We start from the raw sequence: 22449 nt of genomic DNA on the forward strand, positions 1-22449 counted from the left end.
GCAAGGGGCTGGCAATGCATGGGAACGATGGCCTTTTCGAAGGCCATTGTTGTGTTGAACAGGACGATGTTTCAGGCTTGCAGCGAAGCCCTTCTCCAATGTACCTGCGTCACGCCAAAACGCTTTGCCTGCAAGGTTGCGACGCCTATCGGGCCTGCGGATATATTGCCGCTCACGGTCCCGACACCTGCATGCAGGGTCGCACAATGCAAGGCGTCGCTCTGGCACAGTTGCGTTGCCTGATGCAGAAAGCAGTGAGGTTGGCCATTGAATTGATAGTGAATTTCAAATTCCGTTTGATGATTCATCTTCCCTGCCTGCTAACGTGATAATCGGCCTGACTGTTTTGGGCATATACACGAAAGGGGGCCTCCCGATCACGCCTTTGATTCCAGAGAGTAGACCGAAAATCGTAGCGTTCATGGATTGAGTTAACAGATGTCCGATAAGTGGTTTTGGATTCACTCAAGCGCGTTAATCAATGGCCGAGCAATCATCCGTTTGAGGGCTCGGCCTTTGATCAAGCTTCGTTATTTACACGACTTCAGGTCTACCGGGCCTACAAAATCATTACCACGTCCCATGACACAGGCGACCTGCTGGTTACGCTGGCGCTCCCATGCCTGGGGCGGATAGGTTTTATCCCAGGCCTGATAGAGCTGCTGGTCCTGGCGCGAGAGGCGCAGGTTGTACTGTTTGCTCATGTAGAAGTAGGTGCGCGCGATCATGCCGCGTATCGAGGGGCGAGGCATGACCTTTTTGGCCTTGAAATCCACCTGTGTCAGGCATGAACCGTACTGGCCCTTTTGCTCGGGTATCCAGCCAAAACTGAAGTTGCTACGGTCACCGTTGACCTCGCCGATGCTCGGTACCAGATTGTGCAGGTCTGCCTCGGCGCGTTTGTAAATCGGGTCAGTTCGTGTGCAGTTCTTGCGCCCGCCGTTCTGCCAGCATTGGCGCAAGTGGCCGATCTGCCAGGCAGGCACAATGTGCTCCCATTCGATACGACTGGCCCGTTTGGCGCTCTTGCGCGGGACATAGCCGCAGCCCGCGAGGTCGACCCGATTGCCGGTGTATTTGCAGCCGCAGTAAAACTCGGTCGACTGCGGCGCATACAAGCCCCAGGCAACTTTCTTGGCTTCGCTGAAGGTGCGCGGGGCTTGTGCCTGGGCGGCGAATGAGGCGGTGATGAGCAGGGTGGTGCAAAGCAGTGTGGGAAATCGAAACGTCATGCCGTCAGTCTTCCTTCGGCAACGTCCAGAATATTTGCACGCCACCGTCGTCGCGCCAGGCGAGGGTGACATTGTCGTTCTCGGCTATTTCTTCAAGGAGTTGCGCCCAGTCGTCCTCTGCCTCGTCTGGCTGACGAAAGAGCAGGGCAGCCCTGGATTTCTGTGCGGTGGGCGAGTTGATGATCTTCTGTACCCGCATGCCCATGCGCTCGTAAGGGCCGGGAATGGAAGGGGTCGCTGCGCTTTGTTTTGCCACGGAAAAAGGTCCCTGAATATTGCTGTACGGGCATACAGTATTTCAGTGTCGGATCTTTCGCAACATCTATGTAAGATAAAGCGCTCGAAGTGGCACACTATTGCCTTGAAAAAACACCCTGACGTTTCCGGAGTCACGCATGAATATCAAGTCACTGGCATTTCCGTTACTGGCCTCGGCAGTTGTGCTGCTGGCAGGCTGTTCCACCCCCTCGGTCGTCACGCTGCAAAACGGTACTCAGTACGTGACCAAAGATATGCCCAAGACCAAGACACGCGACGGTTTCTACGAGTTCGAGGATATCTCCGGCAAGACCGTCCGGATCAAGGCTGATGATGTAGCGACGGTCAAACCTGAAGAGTGAGACCCGACTGATCGTGACGCCCGTTCCCCGCGCTAGCGGGGGCGGGCAGCTCGGTAAGATTTAATTTCAGGTGGATTGACAAAGGTTGCAGCTTTTTCCATAGTTCGCTCCTCGCAAACGTTTGCGCGTCGATGCCCGGCATCGATTCTGCGCCGTTCGCCCGAACAATAATCACAAGATCGGAGATGAACTCATGAAGCTGCCATTCGCTGGACGCCTTCTCGCTGTCGCCATGTTTGCTGCCGTCACGGCAGTCATGCCCCTCTCTACCGTCTATGCACAGACGCCTGAAAAACCCAAGGTCGCACTGGTCATGAAATCGCTGGCCAACGAGTTCTTCCTGACCATGGAAGACGGTGCCAAGGCCTACCAGAAAGAACATGCCACCGAATTCGACCTGATCTCCAACGGGATCAAGGATGAGTCCGACACGTCCGCGCAAATCCGCATTGTCGAACAGATGATCGCCTCCAACGTGAATGCGCTGGTGATCGCACCAGCCGACTCCAAGGCGCTGGTACCGGTGCTCAAGAAAGCCACCGATGCCGGAATCAAGGTCGTCAACATTGACAACCAACTCGATGTCGACGTGCTCAAAAGCAAGAACCTGCAAATCCCGTTCGTAGGGCCTGACAACCGCAAGGGTGCCAAGCTGGTGGGCGATTATCTGGCCAAGAAACTGACCGCTGGCGACGAGGTGGGCATCATTGAAGGTGTGTCGACCACCAATAATGCTCAGCAACGCACCGCCGGTTTCAAGGACGCCATGGACGAAGCGAAAATGAAAGTGGTGTCCACGCAGTCCGGTAACTGGGAAATCGACAAGGGCAATGCTGTGGCCTCGGCGATGCTCAACGAATACCCGAACCTGAAAGCCTTGCTGGCCGGTAATGACAGCATGGCGCTGGGCGCCGTCTCTGCAGTGCGTGCGGCAGGCAAGGCTGGCAAGGTCATGGTCGTGGGCTACGACAACATCAATGCGATCAAGCCGATGCTCAAGGATGGCCGGGTTCTGGCCACGGCCGATCAGTACGCAGCCAGGCAGGCGGTCTTCGGCATCGAAGCTGCCCTCAAGCTCGTCAAAGGCGAGAAGGTCGACACTAACGACAAGGGCGTGATCGAAACGCCGGTGCAACTCGTTACTCAACCTTGATCCACGCCGTGTAAAGGTGCCCGTCCGCAGAGGACGGGCGCTGGGAGAAATGTATGTCAGCGTCTGCTCAGACAGCTGTTCTTTCGGTCAGTGGCATCGGCAAAACCTACGCACAGCCCGTACTTGGTGACGTCGACCTGACGTTGATGCGTGGCGAAGTGCTCGCCCTGACCGGGGAAAACGGTGCCGGTAAAAGCACCTTGTCGAAAATCATCGGCGGGCTGGTAACCCCTACCACCGGAAACATGGAGTTCCAGGGCCAGCCTTATCAGCCTGCAAGTCGTACCCAGGCCGAAAAACTCGGCATTCGCATGGTCATGCAGGAGCTCAACCTGCTGCCGACCCTGACCGTGGCCGAAAATCTGTTTCTTCATGACCTGCCCCGCAGGGCCGGCTGGATCGACCGCAAGCGCTTGCGCGAAAACGCGATCGAGGCCATGGCCCAAGTGGGGCTGGACGCCATTGATCCCGACACGCTGGTCGGCGAATTGGGGATCGGCCACCAACAGATGGTCGAGATCGCCCGCAACCTGATCGGCGACTGTCACGTGCTGATTCTCGACGAACCCACTGCCATGCTCACCTCGCGCGAAGTGGAAATGCTCTTCGAGCAGATCACACGGCTGCAGGCACGTGGCGTCTCGATCATCTACATCTCCCATCGGCTTGAAGAGCTGGCCAGGGTGTCCCAGCGCATCGCTGTGCTGCGCGACGGCAAGCTGGTGTGTGTCGAGCCGATTGCCCGATACAACAGTGAGCAACTGGTGACTCTGATGGTCGGCCGTGAGCTCGGCGAGCATATCGACATGGGCGCCCGGCAGATTGGCGAGGTGGCGCTGTCGGTCAAGGGGCTCAATCGCGCCGGCAAGGTTCAGGATGTGTCCTTCGACGTGCGTCGAGGTGAAATCTTCGGTATTTCCGGGCTGATCGGTGCCGGGCGTACCGAGTTGTTACGCCTGATCTACGGTGCAGACGTTGCCGACAGCGGTGACATCGAAGTCGGAAAGCCGCTGCGGAAAGTCAGCATTCGCTCGCCAGCCGACGCGGTGGAGCAGGGTATCGCGCTGATCACGGAAGACCGAAAGAGCGAAGGCCTGCTGATGTCGCAATCGATCAGCGCCAACATTGCGCTGGGCAACATGCATTCGATTTCCAGTGCGGGCATGGTCAACAGCGACGACGAGCTGAAGCTGGCGCAGCGCCAGGTAGCGGCCATGCGCATTCGCAGCTCCAGTCCGGGCCAATTGGTCTCCGAGCTGTCGGGTGGCAATCAGCAGAAGGTGGTGATCGGTCGCTGGCTGGAACGTGACTGCACGGTGATGCTGTTCGACGAGCCGACACGGGGCATCGACATCGGTGCCAAGTTCGATATCTACGCGCTGCTGGCCGAATTGACCCGTCAGGGCAGGGCGCTGGTGGTGGTTTCCAGTGATCTGCGCGAGCTGATGCTGATCTGTGATCGTATCGGCGTGCTGTCTGCCGGTCGCCTGATCGACACGTTCGAACGCGACAGCTGGACCCAGGACCAATTGCTGGCCGCTGCCTTCGCCGGTTATCAGAAACGTGACGCGCTGCTCAATGATGCGGCGCCCAGGAACGACTCATGAAAAATACTCCTTCTCCGACGCTGACTGTGCCAGTCCGTCGCGGCGGCAACTACTTTGGTCTGGGTACCTACATCGGGTTGGCCGGTGCGTTGCTGGTGATGATTGTGCTGTTCTCGCTGCTCAGCGATCACTTTCTGTCCTACCAGACCTTCAGCATGCTCGCCAACCAGATCCCGGACCTGATGGTGCTGTCGGTCGGCATGACGCTGATCCTCATCATCGGCGGCATCGACCTGTCGGTCGGCTCGGTGCTGGCCCTGGCCGCTTCGGCGGTCAGTGTGGCAATCCTCGGCTGGGGCTGGAGCGTGTTTCCGGCGGCGCTGCTGGGCATTGCCTGTGCGACGCTGGCGGGTACGGTCACCGGTTCGATCACGGTCGCCTGGCGCATCCCGTCGTTCATCGTGTCTCTGGGCGTGCTGGAAATGGCCCGTGGCGCGGCCTATCAGATGACCAATTCGCGTACCGCCTACATCGGTGATTCGTTCGCCTGGCTGTCCGATCCGATTGCCTTCGGCATTGCGCCGTCCTTCATCATCGCGTTGCTGATCATCTTCGTCGCTCATGCAGTACTGACCCGGACCGTTTTCGGTCGCTACCTGATCGGCATCGGCACCAACGAAGAGGCCGTGCGTCTGGCGGGTATCAATCCCAAGCCTTACAAGATTCTGGTGTTCTCGCTGATGGGGCTGCTGGCCGGTGTCGCGGCATTGTTCCAGATATCCAGGCTGGAAGCGGCCGATCCGAATGCCGGCGCAGGGCTTGAACTGCAGGTCATTGCAGCCGTGGTGATCGGCGGCACCAGCCTGATGGGCGGACGCGGTTCGATCATCAGCACCTTTTTCGGTGTGCTGATCATTTCCGTGCTGGCCGCAGGCCTGGCGCAGATCGGTGCGACCGAGCCGACCAAGCGGATCATCACCGGTGCGGTGATTGTGATCGCTGTGGTACTGGACACCTATCGCAGCCATCGGGCTCGGCGCCAGGGCTGATATGGCAACCATCAAGGATGTCGCGGCCCTGGCGGGGATCTCGTACACCACGGTTTCCCACGTGTTGAACAAGACCCGGCCGGTGAGCGAGCCGGTCAGGCTCAAGGTCGAAGCCGCCATTGCACAGCTCGATTATGTGCCCAGTGCAGTGGCGCGTTCGCTGAAGGCCAAGACCACCTCGACCATCGGCCTGTTGATTCCCAACGGCATGAACCCGTATTTCGCCGAGTTGGCGCGGGGCATCGAGGATTACTGCGAGCGCAACGGTTTTTGCGTGATCCTTTGCAACTCCGATGATAATCCGGAGAAACAGCGTGGCTATCTGCGCGTGCTGCTGGAAAAGCGTGTCGACGGTCTGATTGTTTCTTCGGTGGGGGGCGATGCCGGTATTGCAGGTGGCCTTGCCGAGGTTCGTACGCCGTTGGTGATCGTTGACCGGGAACTGGACGGTATCGATGCCGACATGATCCGTATCGACCATGAGCAGGGCGCTTATCTGGCGACTCGGCACTTGCTGGACCTCGGGCATCGCGCCATTGCCTGCATCGGCGGACCATTACACAGCACAGTGGCCGAGATGCGTCTGGCGGGGTACCGGCGCGCCCTGCAGCAGGCGTCCGTTCAGGCCCGGGCCGAATGGGCGGCGCACAGTGAGTTCACCAGCTCTGCCGGTCATGAGGCAGCGTGTCAGCTTCTGGCAGCGCATCCGCCAACGGCGATTTTTGCCGGCAACGACGTCATTGCCATCGGCGTATTGCGCGCCGCCGCCGAGCGCTTGATTCGCGTGCCTCAGGACCTGTCGGTGATCGGTTTCGATGATATCCAGATGAGTCGCTATGTTTATCCGGCGCTGACCACCGTGGGGCAGTCGATCATGCAACTGGGCGAAACCGCCGCAGAAATGCTGCTGAGCAGAATCGCCACACCCCATGGGCTTCCTGCCGAAAAAAGACTCGTGACGCCCAGCGTCGTGGTGCGCGAGTCCACGGCAGCGCCCACTACTTTGTCCAACGAATGACGCGCACGCGCAGCAACGGATTAATGAGCCATGCAAGCAAAAATAGTGATAGTGGGCAGTCTGAACATGGATCTGGTCATCCGCGCCCAGCGTCTGCCGCGTCCCGGCGAGACCTTGAGCGGGGAAACATTTGATACCGTGCCGGGCGGCAAGGGGGCGAATCAGGCGGTTGCTGCGGCACGTCTGGGTGCCAGCGTAGCGATGATCGGTTGTGTCGGGGCTGATGCCTACGGTGAGCAACTGCGTGCGGCGCTGCTGGCCGAGCATATCGATTGCCAGGCGGTGACCGTCGTTGAGGGTGTGTCCACCGGGATCGCCTCGATCGTGGTCGACGCCAACAGCCAGAACGCTATTGTCATCGTGGCCGGTGGCAATGGTCGGCTCAGTCCGGCATTGATCGAGCGCTTCGATGCGCTGCTGGCGGATTCGCAAATCGTCATCTGCCAGCTCGAAGTGCCGACCGAGACCGTTTTCCATACCCTGGCCCGCGCACGTGCGCTGGGCAAGACCGTCATTCTCAATCCTGCGCCGGCCAGCGAGCCGCTGCCGGCAAACTGGTATGCCCTGATCGACTACCTGATCCCCAACGAAAGCGAAGCGCAGACCCTGACCGGTGTCAGCGTTGACTCACCGGCGGCCGCTGAAAACGCGGCTTCGGCGATGCTGGCGGCCGGCGCGCGCAACGTGATCATTACCCTTGGCGAGCGCGGAACCCTGTTCGCCAATGCGTCTGGCGTTGAGCATATTCCCGCACGTCGTGTGCAGGCCGTGGACACCACCGCTGCAGGTGATACCTTTGTCGGCGGTTTTGCGGCGGCATTGTCCGCAGGCCATGGCGAATTGCAGGCAATTCGTTTCGGTCAGGCTGCGGCGGCCATCTCCGTCACCCGAGCGGGTGCCCAGCCGTCCATCCCGACGTTCGAGGAAGTACAGGAATTCAATTCGCTATGAAAAAGACCCCGCTACTCAATATTGCCCTGTCCCGCGTGATTGCATCGCTGGGTCACGGTGACATCCTGATGATCGTCGACGCCGGCATGCCAGTGCCGGCGGGCGTCGAATTGATCGACCTCGCGCTGACCCGCGGTGTGCCGGATTTCATCAGTGTGCTGGATGTCGTGCTGAGTGAAATGCAGGTTGAAAGCCACGTATTGGCCAACGAGATGGCCGAGATCAAGCCGCCTGCGTTGCAGGTGATCGAAAGCCTGAATCTGGACGACCAATTGGGGCAACAACGCTGGATAAGCCATGAAGACCTCAAGGTCTTGAGTCGCAAGGCCAAGGCAATCATCCGTACCGGAGAATGTCAGCCGTACAGTAATGTGGCGCTGGTGTCCGGAGTCGTGTTCTAGTTATTCAAGAAAGGGAGTTTCATATGACATTGATACAGTTTTCCAGACAGTTCATTCGTGGAGCGTTGCTCTTGTCCATCCTCGGTACTGCCGCTGTCCAGGCGGCTGAAAAGCGCGATCTGATCATCGATACCGATCCAGGTGCGGACGATGTCGTCGCGCTATTGTTGGCGCTGGCGTCACCTGAAGAGCTGAACGTGATGGCTATCACCACGGTGGCTGGTAATGTGCGCCTCGACAAGACCTCGCGTAACGCCAGGCTGGCGCGGGAATGGGCCGGGCGCGAAGAGGTGCCTGTGTATGCCGGTGCGCCCAAGCCGTTGGTGCGTACACCAATCTATGCCGAGAACGTTCACGGTCAGGAAGGCCTGCCGGGTGTACCCGTGCATGAGCCCGCCAAGGGGCTGGCCGAAGGCAATGCCGTCGATTACCTGATTCGCACCCTGAGCAAGGCCAAGCCGCACAGCATCACCATCGCCATGCTCGGCCCGCAGACCAACCTGGCGCTGGCGCTGGTGCAGGCTCCGGAAATCACCCAGGGCATCAAGGAAGTGGTGGTCATGGGTGGCGCGCATTTCAACGGCGGTAATATCACTCCGGTTGCCGAATTCAACCTGTTCGCCGACCCGCACGCCGCGCAGATCGTTCTGGCCAGTGGTGTGAAGCTGACGTACGTGCCGCTGGACGTGACCCACAAGATTCTCACCAGTGAACAGCGCCTCAAGCAGATCGCCGCACTGGGCAATAATGCGGGCAAGCTGGTGGACAGCATTCTCAATGAATACGTCAAGCTGGACATGGAGCATTACGGTTTGCCCGGCGGACCGGTACACGATGCCAGCGTGATTGCCTGGCTGCTCAAGCCCGAGTTGTTTTCCGGACGGCAGATCAACGTCGCAGTGGACACCCGTGAGGGTATCGGTTTCGGTCAGACAGTGGCCGACTGGTACGGCACACTCAAGCAGCCGCAGAACGTATTCTGGGTCGAGAACGGCGACGCTCAGGGGTTCTTCGATCTGCTGACCGAGCGTCTGGCGCGCCTCAAATAATCACGCATTCTGAAGCCGCGTATCAGGCGGGCAATCCTGCCGTGGCGTAGCGGCTCAGCACCTGGCTGATGAAGGCACGGGCACCCTCGGTGCCCAGTTCCTTGATCAACAGGTCAACTGCGATGATCATCAGTTCTTCCGGATTCCCGGGGCTGTGCGAGCAGTGGCCCTGAGGCCATCTGGCCTTGATGTCTGCGTCTAGGGTTATGGCTGTCATGTCTGTCTGATCTCCAGTGAAGGGTCACGCACACGCTGCTCGCTTCCCGGCGCTTGTGTCTCTGGCAGTAAACCATCCCGTGCGCATTTTGACACTCCTACTTACATATGATCCTGATAGCCCGCTTCAATGCGCATCGGCGATAAACGTTTTGTGACGATTTCTTCGCGCGCCCTGTGTCATGCCAAGGCAGACTCCCGGTCCAGGCAGATCAACAGGTTACACAAGGCATGTCGGTCGGACCGTGCAACCAACGCGCCTTAGCGCGGTCGGACAGGTCTGGAAATGTTCATTGGCAGAGGAGGGTGTATGCCCCGGAAATTCGCAACATTGGGTTTTGTGGTCGTGGCTTCATTGGTGGCAGGCTGCAGCAGTACGGCTTCGGATAGCAGTGCCAGTGCTGAGGCGCCCGTCAAGGCCGACGCGCCCGCCAGCAACGCGATACCTGGCCGTTGTGATGCAGGGCTTGCCCAGTTCGCTGTCGGCAAGCAGGCTTCCATAGACCTCCTTTCTCAAGTCCGCACCCGTTCCGGTTCGCAGGATGCGCGCATTCTCGGTCCTGACGACATGGTCACGCTGGAATACCGGTCCGAGCGGGTAAACGTCAACACCGATGCGTCGGGGAAGGTGACCCGTATAAATTGCGGTTGAGCCGATACTTTCTTCCGTGCATAAAAAAACCCCGTCAGTGACGGGGTTTTTTTGTGTCAGGTGAATCAGGCCACCTGAACTTCTTCTGCTTGCATGCCTTTCTGGCCTTTAGCAGCAACAAAAGTAACGGTCTGGCCTTCTTTCAGGCTTTTGAAACCGTCGCTCTGGATTGCTTTGAAGTGTACGAACAGGTCGTCACCGCCACCTTGTGGAGTGATAAAGCCGAAGCCTTTTTCATCGTTGAACCATTTTACGGTGCCGGTTTGGCGATTAGACATGGTGTATCTCCAGAAACATAATTTTCAGTAACGTGCTGCTCAGGCCAACTGGGCACACCGGGCTATCATAGTCGAAATGGGCAAAAAAACAGCTATTAAGGTGGGCGCTTTGCGTAAAGGTCCCGTATATGCAGTTCACCATACTCCGCAAAGCGCCCTCCGGCGTGCCAAACCCGGTACTGAATGGGCTGTGGCAATAGCGCTTAACGCCATGATTTCAATGGCTTTCAGAAGGCGCTGGGCCAACTGCTATCAGTGCCCGGCGTGCGCGTTTTACCCCGGCTGAAAAAAATGATTATTTTGTCGCCGTGCAGTTCTCTGCGACCAGTTTTTGCAGTTTTGCCGTCAATGCAGCCGGTGGCGCTGTCTTGGTGTCCTTGAGCGAGGCTATTTCCTTGTCGGTGAAATGACTGTCCACCTGTTTTGCACCGCATTCGCAGTGAGTCGTTGCGGTCTTGTCATCCAGCCCCTGTTTCTTGGCCGCAGCCACGCATTCCTGAGTGAAGGTAGCGCGTGTCGTTCCGTCCATTGCGGCGTGAGCACCCAGAGGGATAAGGGCGGCGCTGCAGAGGAGGAGGCTGGTCAGGCGTGAAAACTTCATGGTGTTCTCCTTGATTGCTGGAAAAAACGTTCGGGGTCTCGATGGTTTCTGACGCCCATGAAGCCTGCCAGTTCAGGTGGTGTGCCAATTCCATTTCATTTGCGTGGATGTGCATCCCGGCCGGTCTGGCTGTGTTAGGATGCGCGTCCTGTTATTTTCAAGCGCCCCATGGCCAATGGCTTTCGGTGCCGCGCAGGCAGGTTTTTCGTACATTCCAGTCATCTGGTCCGGTTCAAGGTTGGCCCCAAGGCTCCTGCCACTGTGAGGCAGGCATACCACCGGATCACGTACTGGCTCATCCCAACCCACGTGACCTTTGGTAGGGGTCACCACTAGGAGAGGAGGCGCCATGCCAACTATTACTCTTCCCGACGGCAGTCAACGTTCATTCGATCATGCGGTTTCCGTAGCCGATGTCGCGCTTTCAATCGGTGCCGGTCTGGCCAAGGCCACCGTCGCCGGCAAGGTCGACGGCAAGCTCGTCGATGCCTGCGACCTGATCGAAAACGATGCCAGCCTGCAGATCATCACCCCCAAGGATCAGGAAGGACTGGAAATCATCCGTCACTCCTGCGCGCACCTGGTAGGGCACGCGGTCAAGCAGTTGTATCCGACTGCAAAAATGGTCATCGGCCCGGTGATCGACGACGGCTTCTATTACGATATCGCCTACGAGCGCCCGTTCACGCCTGACGATATGGCGGCGATCGAGCAGCGCATGCAGCAGTTGATCGAAAAAGATTACGACGTCATCAAGAAAGTCACCCCGCGCGCTGAAGTGATCGAGGTGTTCACCGCCCGTCACGAAGATTACAAGCTGCGTCTGGTCGAAGACATGCCGAACGAGCAGGCCATGGGCCTGTATTACCACGAAGAATACGTCGACATGTGCCGCGGTCCGCACGTGCCGAACACGCGTTTCCTGAAGTCATTCAAGCTGACCAAGCTGTCTGGCGCCTACTGGCGTGGCGATGCCAAAAACGAGCAGCTGCAGCGTGTCTACGGCACTGCCTGGGCTGACAAGAAGCAGCTGGCGGCCTACATTCTGCGCATCGAAGAAGCCGAAAAACGCGACCATCGCAAGATCGGCAAGCGTCTTGGCCTGTTCCATACCCAGGAAGAAGCGCCGGGCATGGTCTTCTGGCACCCACAGGGCTGGACCCTGTATCAGGTGCTTGAGCAGTACATGCGCAAAGTGCAGCGTGAAAACGGCTACCTCGAGATCAAGACCCCGCAAGTGGTCGATCGCTCGCTCTGGGAAAAATCCGGGCACTGGGCCAACTACGCCGACAACATGTTCACCACCGAGTCCGAAAGCCGCGACTACGCGATCAAGCCGATGAACTGCCCTTGCCACGTGCAGGTGTTCAATCAGGGCCTGAAGAGCTACCGCGAGCTGCCGATGCGTCTGGCCGAGTTCGGTGCCTGTCACCGTAACGAGCCGTCGGGTGCCCTGCACGGCATCATGCGCGTGCGTGGCTTCACTCAGGACGATGCACACATCTTCTGTACCGAAGACCAGATGCAGGCTGAGTCCGCCGCGTTCATCAAGCTCACGCTGGATGTCTATGCCGATTTCGGCTTCAAGGATATCGAACTCAAATTGTCCACTCGCCCTGAAAAGCGTGTAGGCTCCGACGAGCTTTGGGACCGTGCCGAATCGGCGCTGGCTTCCGCACTTGACAGCGCAGGTCTGCCTTATGACCTGCAGCCGGGCGAGGGCGCGTTCTACGGTCCTAAAATCGAGTTTTCCCTCAAGGATTGTCTCGGTCGGGTATGGCAGTGCGGCACCTTGCAGCTGGACTTCAATTTGCCGATCCGCTTGAGTGCCGAGTACGTGTCGGAAGACAACAGCCGTAAGAATCCGGTCATGCTGCACCGCGCAATTCTCGGGTCTTTCGAGCGTTTCATCGGGATTCTGATCGAGCATTACGAAGGCGCGTTTCCGGCCTGGCTGGCACCCACCCAGGCAGTGATCATGAATATCACTGACAAACAGGCCGATTTTGCCCTCGAAGTGGAAAAAACTCTGGCCGAAAGCGGGTTTCGTGCCAAGTCCGACTTGAGAAATGAAAAGATCGGCTTTAAAATCCGTGAGCATACTTTGCTCAAGGTTCCTTATCTCCTCGTGATTGGAGATCGGGAGGTTGAAATGCAAACTGTCGCTGTGCGTACACGTGAAGGCGCTGACCTTGGCTCGATGCCGGTCGCCCAATTCGCTGAATTCCTCGCACAAGCGGTTTCCCGGCGTGGTCGCCAAGATACGGAGTAATTATTATTAAGCGTGAAATGAGACAAGATAAACGAGCTGCACCCAAGGCCCCGATCAATGAAAATATCTCGGCCCGCGAGGTTCGTTTAATTGGCGCTGACGGCGAGCAGATTGGCATCGTCTCGATTGATGAAGCGCTTCGTATTGCCGAAGAGGCGAAGCTGGATCTGGTAGAGATTTCTGCCGACGCAGTCCCTCCGGTCTGCCGTGTGATGGATTACGGCAAATCGATCTTCGAGAAGAAGAAGCAGGTTGCTGCAGCGAAGAAGAACCAGAAGCAGATCCAGGTTAAAGAAATCAAGTTTCGTCCAGGGACGGAGGAAGGGGATTACCAGGTAAAACTACGCAACCTGGTACGTTTCCTGAGTGACGGGGACAGGGCCAAGGTATCGTTGAGATTCCGCGGTCGTGAGATGGCCCACCAGGAGCTGGGTATGGAATTGTTGAAGCGGGTTGAAGGTGACCTGCTCGAATACGGTTCCGTCGAACAGCATCCTAAGATGGAAGGACGCCAGCTGATCATGGTCATCGCCCCGAAAAAGAAGAAATAACCACCAGGGCACGGCAGGCCTTGCGGTTATATTTATCAACTGAATGCGGAGTATCCGAACATGCCAAAGATGAAGACTAAAAGTGGTGCAGCTAAGCGGTTTTTGAAAACCGCCAACGGCATCAAGCACAAGCACGCTTTCAAGAGCCACATCCTGACCAAAATGTCGACAAAGCGTAAGCGTCAATTGCGCGGTAGCAGCTTGCTGCATCCGTCTGACGTGGCAAAAGTCGAGCGCATGCTGCGCCTTCGTTAATTTTGATCAAGATATAGAGGAAGTAACTCATGGCTCGTGTAAAGCGTGGCGTCATTGCCCGTAAGCGTCACAAAAAAATTCTGAAACTTGCAAAAGGCTACTACGGCGCGCGTTCACGCGTATTCCGTGTTGCCAAGCAAGCGGTAATCAAGGCAGGCCAATACGCCTACCGTGACCGTCGTCAGAAAAAACGTCAGTTCCGCGCTCTGTGGATCGCTCGTATCAACGCTGGTGCTCGTGTTAACGGTCTGTCCTACAGCCGTTTCATTGCCGGCCTGAAAAAAGCGTCCATCGAGATCGACCGTAAGGTTCTGGCTGATCTGGCAGTGAACGAAAAAGCGGCGTTTGCTGCGATTGTCGAGAAAGCTAAAGCCACCTTGGCCTAAGTCCCCGACAATCACTTGCCCCGGTTCTCCGGGGTCGGTGTTAAACGTCATAAATAGGGGAAGAGCCTTCAGCTCTTCCCCTATTTTGTATCTGGAGTCTGTACATGGAAAACCTGGACGCGCTGGTCTCTCAAGCTCTTGAGGCTGTGCAAAGCGCCGAAGATATCAATGCCCTGGAGCAAATCCGGGTTCACTACCTCGGCAAAAAAGGCGAGTTGACTCAGGTGATGAAGACCCTGGGGAACCTGCCAGCTGAAGAGCGTCCGCAAGTCGGTGCGCTGATCAACGTTGCCAAGGAACGTGTCACAGAGGTTCTCAATGCACGCAAGGCATCGTTTGAGCAGGCAGAACTGACTGCCAGGCTCGCAGCCGAATGCATCGATGTGACCCTGCCGGGCCGCGGTCAGACCTCCGGTGGTCTGCACCCGATTACCCGTACTCTGGAACGTATCGAACAATTCTTCACGCACATCGGCTACGGCATCGCCGAAGGCCCTGAAGTGGAAGACGATTACCACAACTTCGAGGCGCTCAACATCCCAGGCCACCACCCGGCCCGGTCAATGCACGACACCTTCTACTTCAACGCGAACATGCTGTTGCGCACCCACACCTCGCCGGTACAGGTACGCACCATGGAATCGCAGCAGCCGCCGATCCGCATCGTCTGCCCAGGCCGTGTGTACCGTAGCGACTCGGATATCACCCACTCGCCGATGTTCCACCAGATCGAAGGTCTGCTGGTCGATCGCGACATCAATTTTGCCGATCTGAAAGGCACCATCGAAGAATTCCTGCGGGTGTTCTTCGAGAAAGAGCTGGCCGTGCGCTTCCGTCCTTCGTATTTCCCGTTCACCGAGCCCTCGGCGGAAGTGGATATGGAATGCGTCATGTGCAGTGGCAAGGGCTGCCGCGTCTGCAAGCAGACCGGCTGGCTTGAAGTCATGGGTTGCGGCATGGTCCACCCGAACGTGCTGCGTATGTCCGGCATCGATCCTGAAGAGTTTCAGGGCTTCGCGTTCGGCATGGGCGTAGAGCGTCTGGCCATGCTGCGTTACGGCGTCAATGATTTGCGCCTGTTCTTCGACAACGATTTGCGGTTTCTCGCGCAATTTCGCTAAGTCGTAACGAACCTTTCAGGAGAGCAGGATGAAATTCAGTGAACAATGGCTGCGCGGCTGGGTAAGCCCGCAGGTTTCCCGCGACGAGCTGGTTGCTCGTCTGTCGATGGCCGGTCTTGAGGTTGACAGCGTGACGCTGGCCGCCGGCGTTTTCAGCGGCGTGGTGGTGGGTGAGGTGCTGAGCACCGAGCAACATCCCGATGCCGACAAGTTGCGTGTGTGTCAGGTCAGCAATGGCAGCGAAACCTTTCAGGTTGTCTGTGGTGCGCCAAACGTGCGTCCGGGCCTGAAAATTCCATTTGCCATGATCGGCGCCGAGCTTCCGGGCGATTTCAAGATCAAGAAAGCCAAGCTGCGCGGCGTTGAGTCCAACGGTATGTTGTGTTCGGCTGCCGAGTTGCAGGCCGGCGAGGGCAATGATGGCCTGATGGAGCTGGCAGCCGATGCGCCGGTCGGTCAGGACATTCGTGTCTATCTGAGCCTGGACGATGCCAGCATCGAGGTCGACCTGACCCCTAACCGTGGCGACTGCCTGTCGGTGGCCGGTCTGGCGCGTGAAGTCGGTGCGCTGTACGCCACTGACGTCACCCGTCCGCAGATCGCTGCTGTCAGCGCTGTGCACGATGAAGTGCGCCCGGTCGAAGTATTGGCTCCGGCTGCATGCCCGCGTTACCTGGGCCGCGTCATCCGCAACGTCGATCTGTCGCGTCCGACTCCGCTGTGGATGGTCGAGCGTCTGCGTCGTTCTGACGTGCGCAGCATCGATGCCGCTGTCGATATCACCAACTACGTGATGCTGGAGCTGGGGCAGCCTCTGCATGCTTTCGATCTGGCCGAAATCAACGGTGGCATTCGTGTACGCATGGCCGAGGAGGGCGAGAAGCTCGTTCTGCTCGACGGTCAGGAAGTCAGCCTGCGTGCCGACACGCTGGTCATTGCCGATCACCAGCGCGCGCTGGCAATCGCCGGCGTCATGGGCGGCGAGCACAGCGGCGTAACTGCCGGTACTCGTGACATCTTCCTGGAAAGTGCTTTCTTCGACACCATCTCGGTGGCTGGTAAGGCGCGTTCCTATGGTCTGCACACCGATGCCTCGCACCGTTACGAGCGTGGTGTGGACTGGCAGCTGGCCCGCGAAGCCATGGAGCGGGCCACTGGCCTGCTGCTGGAAATCACCGGTGGCGAAGCCGGCCCCGTGATCGAAGTGGTCAGTGAGCAGCATTTGCCATCGATTGCTCCGGTTACGCTGCGCGCCAGCCGCGTCGAGCAGATGCTCGGTCTGGTGATCGAAAACGCCGAAATCGAGCGTCTGCTGACAGGTCTCGGCCTGGCTGTGACTGCCGAAGCCGACGGAAAATGGCGTGTCGAAGTGCCAAGTCATCGTTTCGACATCAGCCTTGAAGTCGACCTGATCGAAGAGCTGGCGCGTCTGTACGGCTACAATCGCCTGCCGGTCCGCTATCCGCAAGCCCGTCTGGCTCCCCAGGCCAAGGCCGAAGCCAAGGGCGATCTGCCTGAGCTGCGCCGCCTGCTGGTTGCCCGCGGTTATCAGGAAGCGATCACCTACAGCTTCATCGACCCGAAATGGTTCGAGCTGTTCACGCCGGGCGCCAAGCCCTTGCTGCTGGCCAACCCGATCTCCAATGACATGGCAGCCATGCGTGCCTCGCTGTGGCCTGGTCTGGTCAAGGCGCTGCAGCACAACCTCAACCGTCAGCAGGATCGTGTGCGGATGTTCGAAAGCGGCCTGCGCTTCGTCGGTCAGCTCGACGGCTTGAAGCAAGAGCCGATGCTGGCCGGCGTTGTCTGCGGCAGCCGCCTGCCGGAAGGCTGGGCGCAAGGTCGCGATGCAGTCGATTTCTTCGACGTCAAGGCTGATGTTGAAGCGGTGCTGGGCTTTGCCGGTGCGTTGGGCGAGTTCACCTTCACGCCGGGGCAGCATCCTGCCTTGCACCCAGGTCAGACGGCTCGCATCGAGCGTGATGGCCGTGAAGTCGGTTTCCTGGGCGCCATTCACCCGGAATTGTCGAAAACCCTGGGGCTTGATCGTCCCGTGTTTGTGTTCGAGCTGGTTCTGGCGGAAGTGTCCACCGGCCGTCTGCCGAAATTCCACGAGCTGTCGCGCTTCCCTGAAGTGCGCCGCGACCTGGCACTGCTGGCTGATCGGGATGTTTCGGCCAGTACGGTTCTGGACGTTATTCGTGAAAATGCAGGCGAGTGGCTCACAGACCTCAGGTTATTTGATGTTTACCAGGGTAAAGGCATTGATCCGCATAGAAAAAGCCTTGCAGTCGGCTTGACCTGGCAGCATCCATCACGCACTCTTAATGACGATGAGGTAAACGCAACGACACTTGCTATCCTCACCTCGCTTGAGGAGAGGTTAAACGCCACGTTAAGGAAGTAGCGTATGGGGGCTCTGACGAAAGCTGAGATGGCCGAACGTCTGTACGAAGAGCTGGGCCTGAATAAACGGGAAGCCAGGGAACTGGTCGAACTGTTTTTTGAAGAAATCAGGCACGCTCTGGAAGATAACGAGCAGGTGAAGTTGTCAGGTTTCGGCAACTTCGACCTTCGAGACAAGCGCCAGCGGCCTGGGAGAAATCCCAAGACCGGTGAAGAGATTCCGATTACGGCGCGCCGTGTGGTCACCTTTCGTCCAGGGCAGAAGCTGAAGGCCCGAGTTGAGGCATATGCTGGAACCAAGTCATAACGACGAGCTGCCGCCGATCCCCGGCAAACGCTACTTCACCATCGGTGAGGTCAGCGAGCTCTGCGCGGTAAAACCGCACGTTCTGCGTTATTGGGAGCAGGAGTTTCCTCAACTCAACCCCGTCAAGCGGCGCGGAAACCGTCGGTATTATCAGCGCCAGGACGTGCTGATGATCCGCCAGATCCGCGGCCTGCTCTACGATCAGGGCTTCACCATCGGTGGCGCCCGACTTCGTCTCACCAGCGGTGAACCGAAGGATGATACTCAGCAGTACAAGCAGATGATTCGGGAGATGATTGCCGAGCTGGAAGACGTACTCGTCATGCTCAAGGCGTAATTGAGCAGTCAGGATACTTCCAAAATTCAAATGCTTAGGGTATATTCCTCAACGTTTTCGCACGTTGCAAAACAGATACACGCCTAGTCGGGGCGTAGCGCAGTCCGGTAGCGCACTAGCATGGGGTGCTAGGGGTCGAGTGTTCGAATCACTCCGTCCCGACCATATAATTCAATGACTTAGCCGCCTTTGTGCGGCTTTGTTGTTTTTGCCTCAGTGACTTTCCGAGTGATCCCGGTCTTTTTGCTCATGCCTGTTTCCTCTTGAGGATGGTGAGCGCTGGTGCGCGCGAGTCAGTTGCTGATACCTTATTTGCCGCTGCAATGAGTTGATCCAGTTCCGCTGCTGAGTAGTGACTGGTGATGCTTCCGTTCTTGTGCCCGAGCAACGCTTTGCGATCCTCTTCTGTCACCCCGGCCGCTCGCAACCTTCTGCCAAAGGTGTGCTTGAGGTCGTGGATGCGGACTCGCAAAAATCCGTCATGGGCCTTTCGCAGAAACTTCTCCCCCCATTTGGTCGCCGCTCTGATTCGCGCCTTCTTCCAGGCCGAGTCGTTCATGCGGTGAACCGTTGTCTCATTCCCTTCACCATCCGGCTTGCCGAACGGAAACACGAACAGCTTGTGCTTGCCGCGCTGCTGCTCAATAACCGATTTCGCAACGTCGTTCAGCACTACCAAGCGCTCATCCCGGTTCTTCACACCGGACTTCGCGCTTCGGCCGCCAAACCCAGCTGGAATCAGGAATACGCTTGTTCCCAGCTCCGGCACCGCAATCTCCCAATCCCATTGCAGCTTACAAACCTCCTGCTCGCGGCAACCGGTGTTCACCTTGAACATCGCCATCGTCTGCAGGTGGGCCGGCAACTCGGCGAACAGAATCGATTGCTCCTCCCACGACAGTGGGTAGGGCTTGCGGCAGTTCGTCTTTTCGTCCAGCAAGGAGATCATCGGCACCACGTCAAGCCACGGACGCCGCTCCTCATCCCGCCACTTCCTTGCGCACAAGTTCAAAACCCGAATGACGCGTTGCAGTGCGATATTCACAGTTCTGTTCGTGACCGGCTTTCCATTCTCCGGCTCAAGCTTCGACCGTATATAGGGTGCCAGCGCGTCATCGTCCACATGAGTGATTGGCATGTGCCCGATAAACGGATCAAGCTGTGACATGTAAGTGGCTGAAATATGGATCGAAGGCTGATTTCTCACTTCCATCAGGAAGCGGATAGAGGCCTCTCTCCACGTCCGAACCTGACGCACGCCGTACACCTTCCGCTGCCGCAGCTTTTCCAGCATGTGGATCAGGTACTGCTCGGCTTCCGCCCGGTCACAAGTGCCAGTACTTTCTTGAATTCGTTCTCCTCGGTATTTTTTGTCGATTTTCCAGATGCCGTTCGGCATTTTCTGGAGGCCGGTGATTGCTTTTTGGGCCATGCCGTTACTCCTGTGGCCCCGGCATGGCGCTCGCTGCGGGGCTGATTGTTGTCCTGATTGGCTGCCTTTTCAATCGCCTTGCTCTCGACGTAGGCATCCGCCCACGCGTCGAGCTCCAGCCGATCAAAGCCGACGCCTTGTTTTCCAATGGGAAATTCCCGCACGTTTGGGCGCACGGTCTTGTTGAATTCGTCACGACACATGCCCAGATAGCCGTAGGCATCACCTGCCCGGATGAACCGTGGCAGGATTGGTGCTACCTGGGCGGCAGATTTATTTGCCATAGAGGTACTGCTCCGGGCCGCGCTGGGCGGCGGAAGGGGTTAGGCGGATATCTTGCTGAGCGCTTCGTCGGCAACCTTCATCGCTGCTTGGGCGTCATTCACGTAGGCCGGATCGAATCCACCGCATAGGTGAATGCTTGCTTGGCAGGCTCGGAGGTTCTCGCGAGTCAGCTTTAGCGCCGAGACCAGTACTTCTTGATCGGCAGTCAGCTTGATTGCGTGCTGGCGGACTGAGTCGGCATCATCCATCCATTCCTCGGCCATAATCTCGAAGTGCTCGGCTGGCTCCCAGGGTGAAGGGATTACGTTTGTCACCCAGTCAGTCCACATTTCAACGCTTTCGCCCCGCGCGATCCGCTTGGCTTTCATCTCGTCGCCCAAGTCGCGGAGTTCTTTTGCCCGGCGCGCGGCGTCTTCCTTGTTCATGCATGGGTATTCTTCACCCGGTCCTACGCTATGAATGGCCCAAAGCTCAATTTTCGGCTCGGCCAGCCTGGTGCGAAGGTAGGTCACGATTGGGCGAATCGGGTCTTTCTCCTCCAGTTCGGCAAGGATCGATTCGACTGTCGCCCGCTCAATCGATAAAACCTCGACGGCGGGTGGCGAAGGTGCAGTCATGGCTGCAATCTGTTGTTCAATTGAGGGCATTATGAATCCTCGCCCGCCGATCACCGGCAGGCTCTGCGGGGAAGGGGGTTATCGCTTAGCGCTGCCTTTGATATCGCCTGACATCGTTTTCACGCTGCCGCCAATCGCGCCGCAGTTCACATCGCCGGACATGGTTCCGACGTCGCCGTTGACATCGCCGCATTCCACATCGCCGCTCATGGTCTTTACTCGGCCTGCAGAGCCTGAAACCTCAACCTTGCCCGATCCTGTCTCCACTGATTCTGCGTTGCCGTTCACCGTGACGACGACAGGCCCGACCAGATTGCCGCTTTGCTCGACACCATCGACGACCACCTTGTCGCCCACGATGCTGACGCTACTGCCTGTAAACGTTCGTCCGTCGATAGTGACGCTTGAGCCGCCTGTTCTGATTTTCATGCGCATGTCTCCGCCCGCCGATCACCGGCAGGCTCTGTAGGGAAGGGGGTTACGGGTACTGGCGGGAGATTCGGTCGGCGATGGCTTCCAGTTTCTCGGCCATGTAACTCATCTCGTTGTTGTCGCGGCGGGAGACGACAGGAGAGCGGGCGACATTGCGGCCCTCCAGGATTCGGGCTGCGATGCGGATCATCCCGGCCTCCAGCTTTCTGCGCAGCCAGCCTTTGCGCGGAATCACGGCGTCACCCGCTTGAACTCGACGACCCAGACCCACGGGTTGGCGTTCCAGTCGCCGCCGACGGATGTCCAGAGAAGCTCGAACGATTTGCGCGGGTCAGCGCTGTAGGTTTCGATTCCGTCAACGTGCCACCAATCACCCAGCGCAGCATGATCGGTGTAGAGGCGCACGCCCTCTGCCTTGGCTTGATCCTCGTTGATGCTCTGCAATCGCTCGACTCGCACGTCGGTGATCTCCAGCAGGATGCGGCTGACCCATCGCGGCATGTGAATGGATGAGCGCCAACGGCCTTCTTTGCCGCCGATCAAATCCTCTGACCAGCACGCAAATTGGTAGGGCTTCGAGCGCGAATCGTCGTAGTTGAATGCGCCGTCCTCATCGAGGAAGCTGGCATCTTCCATCAAGTCGCGCACGTCGCCGTCTGCTCGATAAGCGATGCCTGGTGCGCCCTGCAAGTTCACGTCTGACCACGTCTCTCGCACCCATAGATGGTCGCCGATTCGGCCATAGGGGCAATTCGAGGAAAGGCTGTGCCCGGGCATGACCGGCACGCTGGCGGCCCCTTTACCCCAGCCCGCACCGTAGACTTCCCAAAATCCTCCGTTCAGCACTGGCTGAACCTTCATTACTCGCCGCGTGACTGTCTTATGGCTGGACAGGATGGCGCGCACCATCGGCGCACTGAACAGGATCGGTCTTTCCTTGGCCTGGGTCATGGCGTCACCACCCGCCGCGCCCACTGCACGTATGGACCATCTTCGGTATCGAAAATTCCGAGCAGGAACCAGTCGTAGGCCGGTGGTTTTTCAGGCTCCCAGCCGAGGCAGTTGGCTGCGTCTTCCTCCCAGTAGGGGTGCGATTCAAGGTCGGAGTCCATGTGCCAGCCGACCACCTTCAGATGCTGACCATCAAGCCAGGCTTTGTAGGCGGCATGGTCTTCATCGAAATCAGGAATGTCTGGGTGATACCAGTAGCCGTCCTCGTCACGGACGACTTCGACAGCGCCTATCAACTTTTCTTCGGGCATGACTTAGTCCTTGCCGCAC

Annotated in this window: 30 protein-coding genes and 1 tRNA gene; 19 read left to right on the forward strand and 12 right to left on the reverse strand. The window is 58.1% G+C overall.

Going from position 1 to position 22449, the window contains the following annotated elements; genetic code table 11:
* The first annotated feature begins 14 nt into the window (after positions 1-14).
* The gene (locus ACW55A_RS17160; protein WP_498811092.1) at positions 15-329 is read left to right on the forward strand and encodes a hypothetical protein; all 315 of its coding nucleotides are present in this window, start codon (positions 15-17) and stop codon (positions 327-329) included.
* A gap of 201 nt (positions 330-530) precedes the next feature.
* On the opposite strand, the gene ACW55A_RS17165 is transcribed toward ACW55A_RS17160, so the two are convergent.
* Positions 531-1232: an endonuclease gene (locus ACW55A_RS17165; protein WP_024663346.1), complete on the reverse strand. Its 702-nt coding sequence runs from the start codon at positions 1230-1232 to the stop codon at positions 531-533.
* A gap of 4 nt (positions 1233-1236) precedes the next feature.
* Complete coding sequence (locus tag ACW55A_RS17170; RefSeq protein WP_003366989.1) at positions 1237-1488, reverse strand: DUF1654 domain-containing protein; 252 nt, start codon at positions 1486-1488, stop codon at positions 1237-1239.
* A gap of 139 nt (positions 1489-1627) precedes the next feature.
* Between ACW55A_RS17170 and ACW55A_RS17175 the strand changes: the two genes are divergently transcribed.
* The 8 genes from ACW55A_RS17175 to ACW55A_RS17210 all read left to right on the forward strand — a co-directional run bounded on the left by ACW55A_RS17175 (position 1628) and on the right by ACW55A_RS17210 (position 9020).
* Positions 1628-1852: a YgdI/YgdR family lipoprotein gene (locus ACW55A_RS17175; RefSeq protein WP_003433005.1), complete on the forward strand. Its 225-nt coding sequence runs from the start codon at positions 1628-1630 to the stop codon at positions 1850-1852.
* 193 nt (positions 1853-2045) lie between these two features.
* A complete protein-coding gene (locus ACW55A_RS17180; RefSeq protein ID WP_003366993.1) occupies positions 2046-3005 on the forward strand; it encodes a sugar ABC transporter substrate-binding protein in 960 nt (319 codons plus the stop codon).
* A 53-nt stretch (positions 3006-3058) separates the two neighbouring features.
* Positions 3059-4612 (forward strand): sugar ABC transporter ATP-binding protein, encoded by a 1554-nt coding sequence (locus tag ACW55A_RS17185; RefSeq protein WP_003366996.1) that lies wholly within the window; start codon positions 3059-3061, stop codon positions 4610-4612.
* A complete protein-coding gene (locus ACW55A_RS17190; protein WP_455807752.1) occupies positions 4609-5601 on the forward strand; it encodes an ABC transporter permease in 993 nt (330 codons plus the stop codon). Before ACW55A_RS17185 ends, ACW55A_RS17190 begins: the two co-directional genes overlap by 4 nt.
* Position 5602: 1 nt before the next feature.
* Positions 5603-6619 carry a LacI family DNA-binding transcriptional regulator gene (locus tag ACW55A_RS17195; RefSeq protein WP_058397553.1) on the forward strand — a complete coding sequence of 339 codons (1017 nt, stop codon included), beginning with the start codon at positions 5603-5605 and terminating at the stop codon, positions 6617-6619.
* A 30-nt stretch (positions 6620-6649) separates the two neighbouring features.
* On the forward strand, positions 6650-7570 hold the full coding sequence (rbsK, locus tag ACW55A_RS17200; protein WP_044308301.1) for a ribokinase: 921 nt from the start codon (positions 6650-6652) through the stop codon (positions 7568-7570).
* Positions 7567-7971, forward strand: coding sequence for a D-ribose pyranase (gene rbsD, locus ACW55A_RS17205; protein WP_003350274.1), 405 nt, complete (start codon positions 7567-7569; stop codon positions 7969-7971). Before rbsK ends, rbsD begins: the two co-directional genes overlap by 4 nt.
* Positions 7972-7994: 23 nt before the next feature.
* A complete protein-coding gene (locus tag ACW55A_RS17210; protein ID WP_498811093.1) occupies positions 7995-9020 on the forward strand; it encodes a nucleoside hydrolase in 1026 nt (341 codons plus the stop codon).
* Between the two features lie 22 nt (positions 9021-9042).
* Here ACW55A_RS17210 and ACW55A_RS17215 read toward each other — a convergent pair whose 3' ends face one another.
* Positions 9043-9237 (reverse strand): hypothetical protein, encoded by a 195-nt coding sequence (locus ACW55A_RS17215; protein ID WP_003367008.1) that lies wholly within the window; start codon positions 9235-9237, stop codon positions 9043-9045.
* A gap of 309 nt (positions 9238-9546) precedes the next feature.
* Here ACW55A_RS17215 and ACW55A_RS17220 point away from each other — a divergent pair, with 309 nt between their 5' ends.
* Positions 9547-9888 carry an I78 family peptidase inhibitor gene (locus ACW55A_RS17220; protein ID WP_003367010.1) on the forward strand — a complete coding sequence of 114 codons (342 nt, stop codon included), beginning with the start codon at positions 9547-9549 and terminating at the stop codon, positions 9886-9888.
* A gap of 65 nt (positions 9889-9953) precedes the next feature.
* On the opposite strand, the gene ACW55A_RS17225 is transcribed toward ACW55A_RS17220, so the two are convergent.
* Both ACW55A_RS17225 and ACW55A_RS17230 read right to left on the reverse strand, forming a co-directional pair.
* The gene (locus ACW55A_RS17225) at positions 9954-10166 is read right to left on the reverse strand and encodes a cold-shock protein (RefSeq protein WP_003315566.1); all 213 of its coding nucleotides are present in this window, start codon (positions 10164-10166) and stop codon (positions 9954-9956) included.
* Positions 10167-10461: 295 nt separating this feature from the next.
* Positions 10462-10767: a hypothetical protein gene (locus tag ACW55A_RS17230; protein WP_003367013.1), complete on the reverse strand. Its 306-nt coding sequence runs from the start codon at positions 10765-10767 to the stop codon at positions 10462-10464.
* A gap of 349 nt (positions 10768-11116) precedes the next feature.
* Here ACW55A_RS17230 and thrS point away from each other — a divergent pair, with 349 nt between their 5' ends.
* From thrS to ACW55A_RS17275, 9 genes are all read left to right on the forward strand, one after another.
* Positions 11117-13039, forward strand: coding sequence for a threonine--tRNA ligase (thrS, locus tag ACW55A_RS17235; protein WP_003315564.1), 1923 nt, complete (start codon positions 11117-11119; stop codon positions 13037-13039).
* 17 nt (positions 13040-13056) lie between these two features.
* Entirely contained in the window at positions 13057-13590 is a 534-nt protein-coding gene (gene infC / locus ACW55A_RS17240) for a translation initiation factor IF-3 (protein WP_003367017.1), read from the forward strand.
* Positions 13591-13650: 60 nt separating this feature from the next.
* The gene (rpmI, locus tag ACW55A_RS17245) at positions 13651-13845 is read left to right on the forward strand and encodes a 50S ribosomal protein L35 (protein WP_002553160.1); all 195 of its coding nucleotides are present in this window, start codon (positions 13651-13653) and stop codon (positions 13843-13845) included.
* Between the two features lie 29 nt (positions 13846-13874).
* The gene (gene rplT / locus ACW55A_RS17250; RefSeq protein WP_002553161.1) at positions 13875-14231 is read left to right on the forward strand and encodes a 50S ribosomal protein L20; all 357 of its coding nucleotides are present in this window, start codon (positions 13875-13877) and stop codon (positions 14229-14231) included.
* 104 nt (positions 14232-14335) lie between these two features.
* Positions 14336-15352 (forward strand): phenylalanine--tRNA ligase subunit alpha, encoded by a 1017-nt coding sequence (gene pheS / locus ACW55A_RS17255; protein ID WP_003367019.1) that lies wholly within the window; start codon positions 14336-14338, stop codon positions 15350-15352.
* A 28-nt stretch (positions 15353-15380) separates the two neighbouring features.
* On the forward strand, positions 15381-17759 hold the full coding sequence (gene pheT / locus ACW55A_RS17260; protein ID WP_455807749.1) for a phenylalanine--tRNA ligase subunit beta: 2379 nt from the start codon (positions 15381-15383) through the stop codon (positions 17757-17759).
* Positions 17760-17762: 3 nt separating this feature from the next.
* Positions 17763-18065, forward strand: a complete 303-nt coding sequence (gene ihfA, locus ACW55A_RS17265) for an integration host factor subunit alpha (protein ID WP_455807748.1) — start codon at positions 17763-17765, stop codon at positions 18063-18065.
* Positions 18046-18402, forward strand: a complete 357-nt coding sequence (locus tag ACW55A_RS17270) for a MerR family transcriptional regulator (RefSeq protein ID WP_003315559.1) — start codon at positions 18046-18048, stop codon at positions 18400-18402. Before ihfA ends, ACW55A_RS17270 begins: the two co-directional genes overlap by 20 nt.
* 88 nt (positions 18403-18490) lie before the next feature.
* Positions 18491-18567: transfer RNA gene (locus ACW55A_RS17275), tRNA-Pro, on the forward strand.
* 82 nt (positions 18568-18649) lie between these two features.
* On the opposite strand, the gene ACW55A_RS17280 is transcribed toward ACW55A_RS17275, so the two are convergent.
* Genes ACW55A_RS17280 through ACW55A_RS17310 form a run of 7 tightly spaced genes read right to left on the reverse strand, consistent with a single transcriptional unit; the run spans position 18650 to position 22430 of the window.
* On the reverse strand, positions 18650-19801 hold the full coding sequence (locus ACW55A_RS17280; protein WP_498811107.1) for a tyrosine-type recombinase/integrase: 1152 nt from the start codon (positions 19799-19801) through the stop codon (positions 18650-18652).
* Positions 19702-20118 carry a hypothetical protein gene (locus ACW55A_RS17285; protein ID WP_238801290.1) on the reverse strand — a complete coding sequence of 139 codons (417 nt, stop codon included), beginning with the start codon at positions 20116-20118 and terminating at the stop codon, positions 19702-19704. Before ACW55A_RS17285 ends, ACW55A_RS17280 begins: the two co-directional genes overlap by 100 nt.
* 39 nt (positions 20119-20157) lie before the next feature.
* The gene (locus ACW55A_RS17290) at positions 20158-20766 is read right to left on the reverse strand and encodes a hypothetical protein (RefSeq protein WP_498811094.1); all 609 of its coding nucleotides are present in this window, start codon (positions 20764-20766) and stop codon (positions 20158-20160) included.
* Between the two features lie 48 nt (positions 20767-20814).
* Complete coding sequence (locus tag ACW55A_RS17295; RefSeq protein WP_498811095.1) at positions 20815-21165, reverse strand: hypothetical protein; 351 nt, start codon at positions 21163-21165, stop codon at positions 20815-20817.
* 49 nt (positions 21166-21214) lie between these two features.
* Entirely contained in the window at positions 21215-21403 is a 189-nt protein-coding gene (locus tag ACW55A_RS17300) for a hypothetical protein (RefSeq protein WP_498811096.1), read from the reverse strand.
* Entirely contained in the window at positions 21400-22119 is a 720-nt protein-coding gene (locus ACW55A_RS17305) for a hypothetical protein (protein ID WP_498811097.1), read from the reverse strand. The genes ACW55A_RS17300 and ACW55A_RS17305 overlap by 4 nt, the downstream gene beginning before the upstream one ends.
* On the reverse strand, positions 22116-22430 hold the full coding sequence (locus ACW55A_RS17310) for a hypothetical protein (RefSeq protein WP_498811098.1): 315 nt from the start codon (positions 22428-22430) through the stop codon (positions 22116-22118). Before ACW55A_RS17310 ends, ACW55A_RS17305 begins: the two co-directional genes overlap by 4 nt.
* Positions 22431-22449: the final 19 nt, after the last annotated feature.

This window comes from Plantibacter cousiniae (nom. nud.) (assembly GCF_977070315.1).

Bases quoted from the DNA above. Each gene is read 5' to 3' on its own strand.
- ACW55A_RS17160 (WP_498811092.1), top strand. From the start codon at position 15: ATGCATGGGAACGATGGCCTTTTCGAAGGCCATTGTTGTGTTGAACAG.
- ACW55A_RS17165 (WP_024663346.1), bottom strand. From the start codon at position 1,232: ATGACGTTTCGATTTCCCACACTGCTTTGCACCACCCTGCTCATCACC.
- ACW55A_RS17175 (WP_003433005.1), top strand. From the start codon at position 1,628: ATGAATATCAAGTCACTGGCATTTCCGTTACTGGCCTCGGCAGTTGTG.
- ACW55A_RS17180 (WP_003366993.1), top strand. From the start codon at position 2,046: ATGAAGCTGCCATTCGCTGGACGCCTTCTCGCTGTCGCCATGTTTGCT.
- ACW55A_RS17185 (WP_003366996.1), top strand. From the start codon at position 3,059: ATGTCAGCGTCTGCTCAGACAGCTGTTCTTTCGGTCAGTGGCATCGGC.
- ACW55A_RS17190 (WP_455807752.1), top strand. From the start codon at position 4,609: ATGAAAAATACTCCTTCTCCGACGCTGACTGTGCCAGTCCGTCGCGGC.
- ACW55A_RS17195 (WP_058397553.1), top strand. From the start codon at position 5,603: ATGGCAACCATCAAGGATGTCGCGGCCCTGGCGGGGATCTCGTACACC.
- rbsK (WP_044308301.1), top strand. From the start codon at position 6,650: ATGCAAGCAAAAATAGTGATAGTGGGCAGTCTGAACATGGATCTGGTC.
- rbsD (WP_003350274.1), top strand. From the start codon at position 7,567: ATGAAAAAGACCCCGCTACTCAATATTGCCCTGTCCCGCGTGATTGCA.
- ACW55A_RS17210 (WP_498811093.1), top strand. From the start codon at position 7,995: ATGACATTGATACAGTTTTCCAGACAGTTCATTCGTGGAGCGTTGCTC.
- ACW55A_RS17215 (WP_003367008.1), bottom strand. From the start codon at position 9,237: ATGACAGCCATAACCCTAGACGCAGACATCAAGGCCAGATGGCCTCAG.
- ACW55A_RS17220 (WP_003367010.1), top strand. From the start codon at position 9,547: ATGCCCCGGAAATTCGCAACATTGGGTTTTGTGGTCGTGGCTTCATTG.
- ACW55A_RS17225 (WP_003315566.1), bottom strand. From the start codon at position 10,166: ATGTCTAATCGCCAAACCGGCACCGTAAAATGGTTCAACGATGAAAAA.
- ACW55A_RS17230 (WP_003367013.1), bottom strand. From the start codon at position 10,767: ATGAAGTTTTCACGCCTGACCAGCCTCCTCCTCTGCAGCGCCGCCCTT.
- thrS (WP_003315564.1), top strand. From the start codon at position 11,117: ATGCCAACTATTACTCTTCCCGACGGCAGTCAACGTTCATTCGATCAT.
- infC (WP_003367017.1), top strand. From the start codon at position 13,057: ATGAGACAAGATAAACGAGCTGCACCCAAGGCCCCGATCAATGAAAAT.
- rpmI (WP_002553160.1), top strand. From the start codon at position 13,651: ATGCCAAAGATGAAGACTAAAAGTGGTGCAGCTAAGCGGTTTTTGAAA.
- rplT (WP_002553161.1), top strand. From the start codon at position 13,875: ATGGCTCGTGTAAAGCGTGGCGTCATTGCCCGTAAGCGTCACAAAAAA.
- pheS (WP_003367019.1), top strand. From the start codon at position 14,336: ATGGAAAACCTGGACGCGCTGGTCTCTCAAGCTCTTGAGGCTGTGCAA.
- pheT (WP_455807749.1), top strand. From the start codon at position 15,381: ATGAAATTCAGTGAACAATGGCTGCGCGGCTGGGTAAGCCCGCAGGTT.
- ihfA (WP_455807748.1), top strand. From the start codon at position 17,763: ATGGGGGCTCTGACGAAAGCTGAGATGGCCGAACGTCTGTACGAAGAG.
- ACW55A_RS17270 (WP_003315559.1), top strand. From the start codon at position 18,046: ATGCTGGAACCAAGTCATAACGACGAGCTGCCGCCGATCCCCGGCAAA.
- ACW55A_RS17280 (WP_498811107.1), bottom strand. From the start codon at position 19,801: ATGCCGAACGGCATCTGGAAAATCGACAAAAAATACCGAGGAGAACGA.
- ACW55A_RS17285 (WP_238801290.1), bottom strand. From the start codon at position 20,118: ATGGCAAATAAATCTGCCGCCCAGGTAGCACCAATCCTGCCACGGTTC.
- ACW55A_RS17290 (WP_498811094.1), bottom strand. From the start codon at position 20,766: ATGCCCTCAATTGAACAACAGATTGCAGCCATGACTGCACCTTCGCCA.
- ACW55A_RS17295 (WP_498811095.1), bottom strand. From the start codon at position 21,165: ATGAAAATCAGAACAGGCGGCTCAAGCGTCACTATCGACGGACGAACG.
- ACW55A_RS17305 (WP_498811097.1), bottom strand. From the start codon at position 22,119: ATGACCCAGGCCAAGGAAAGACCGATCCTGTTCAGTGCGCCGATGGTG.
- ACW55A_RS17310 (WP_498811098.1), bottom strand. From the start codon at position 22,430: ATGCCCGAAGAAAAGTTGATAGGCGCTGTCGAAGTCGTCCGTGACGAG.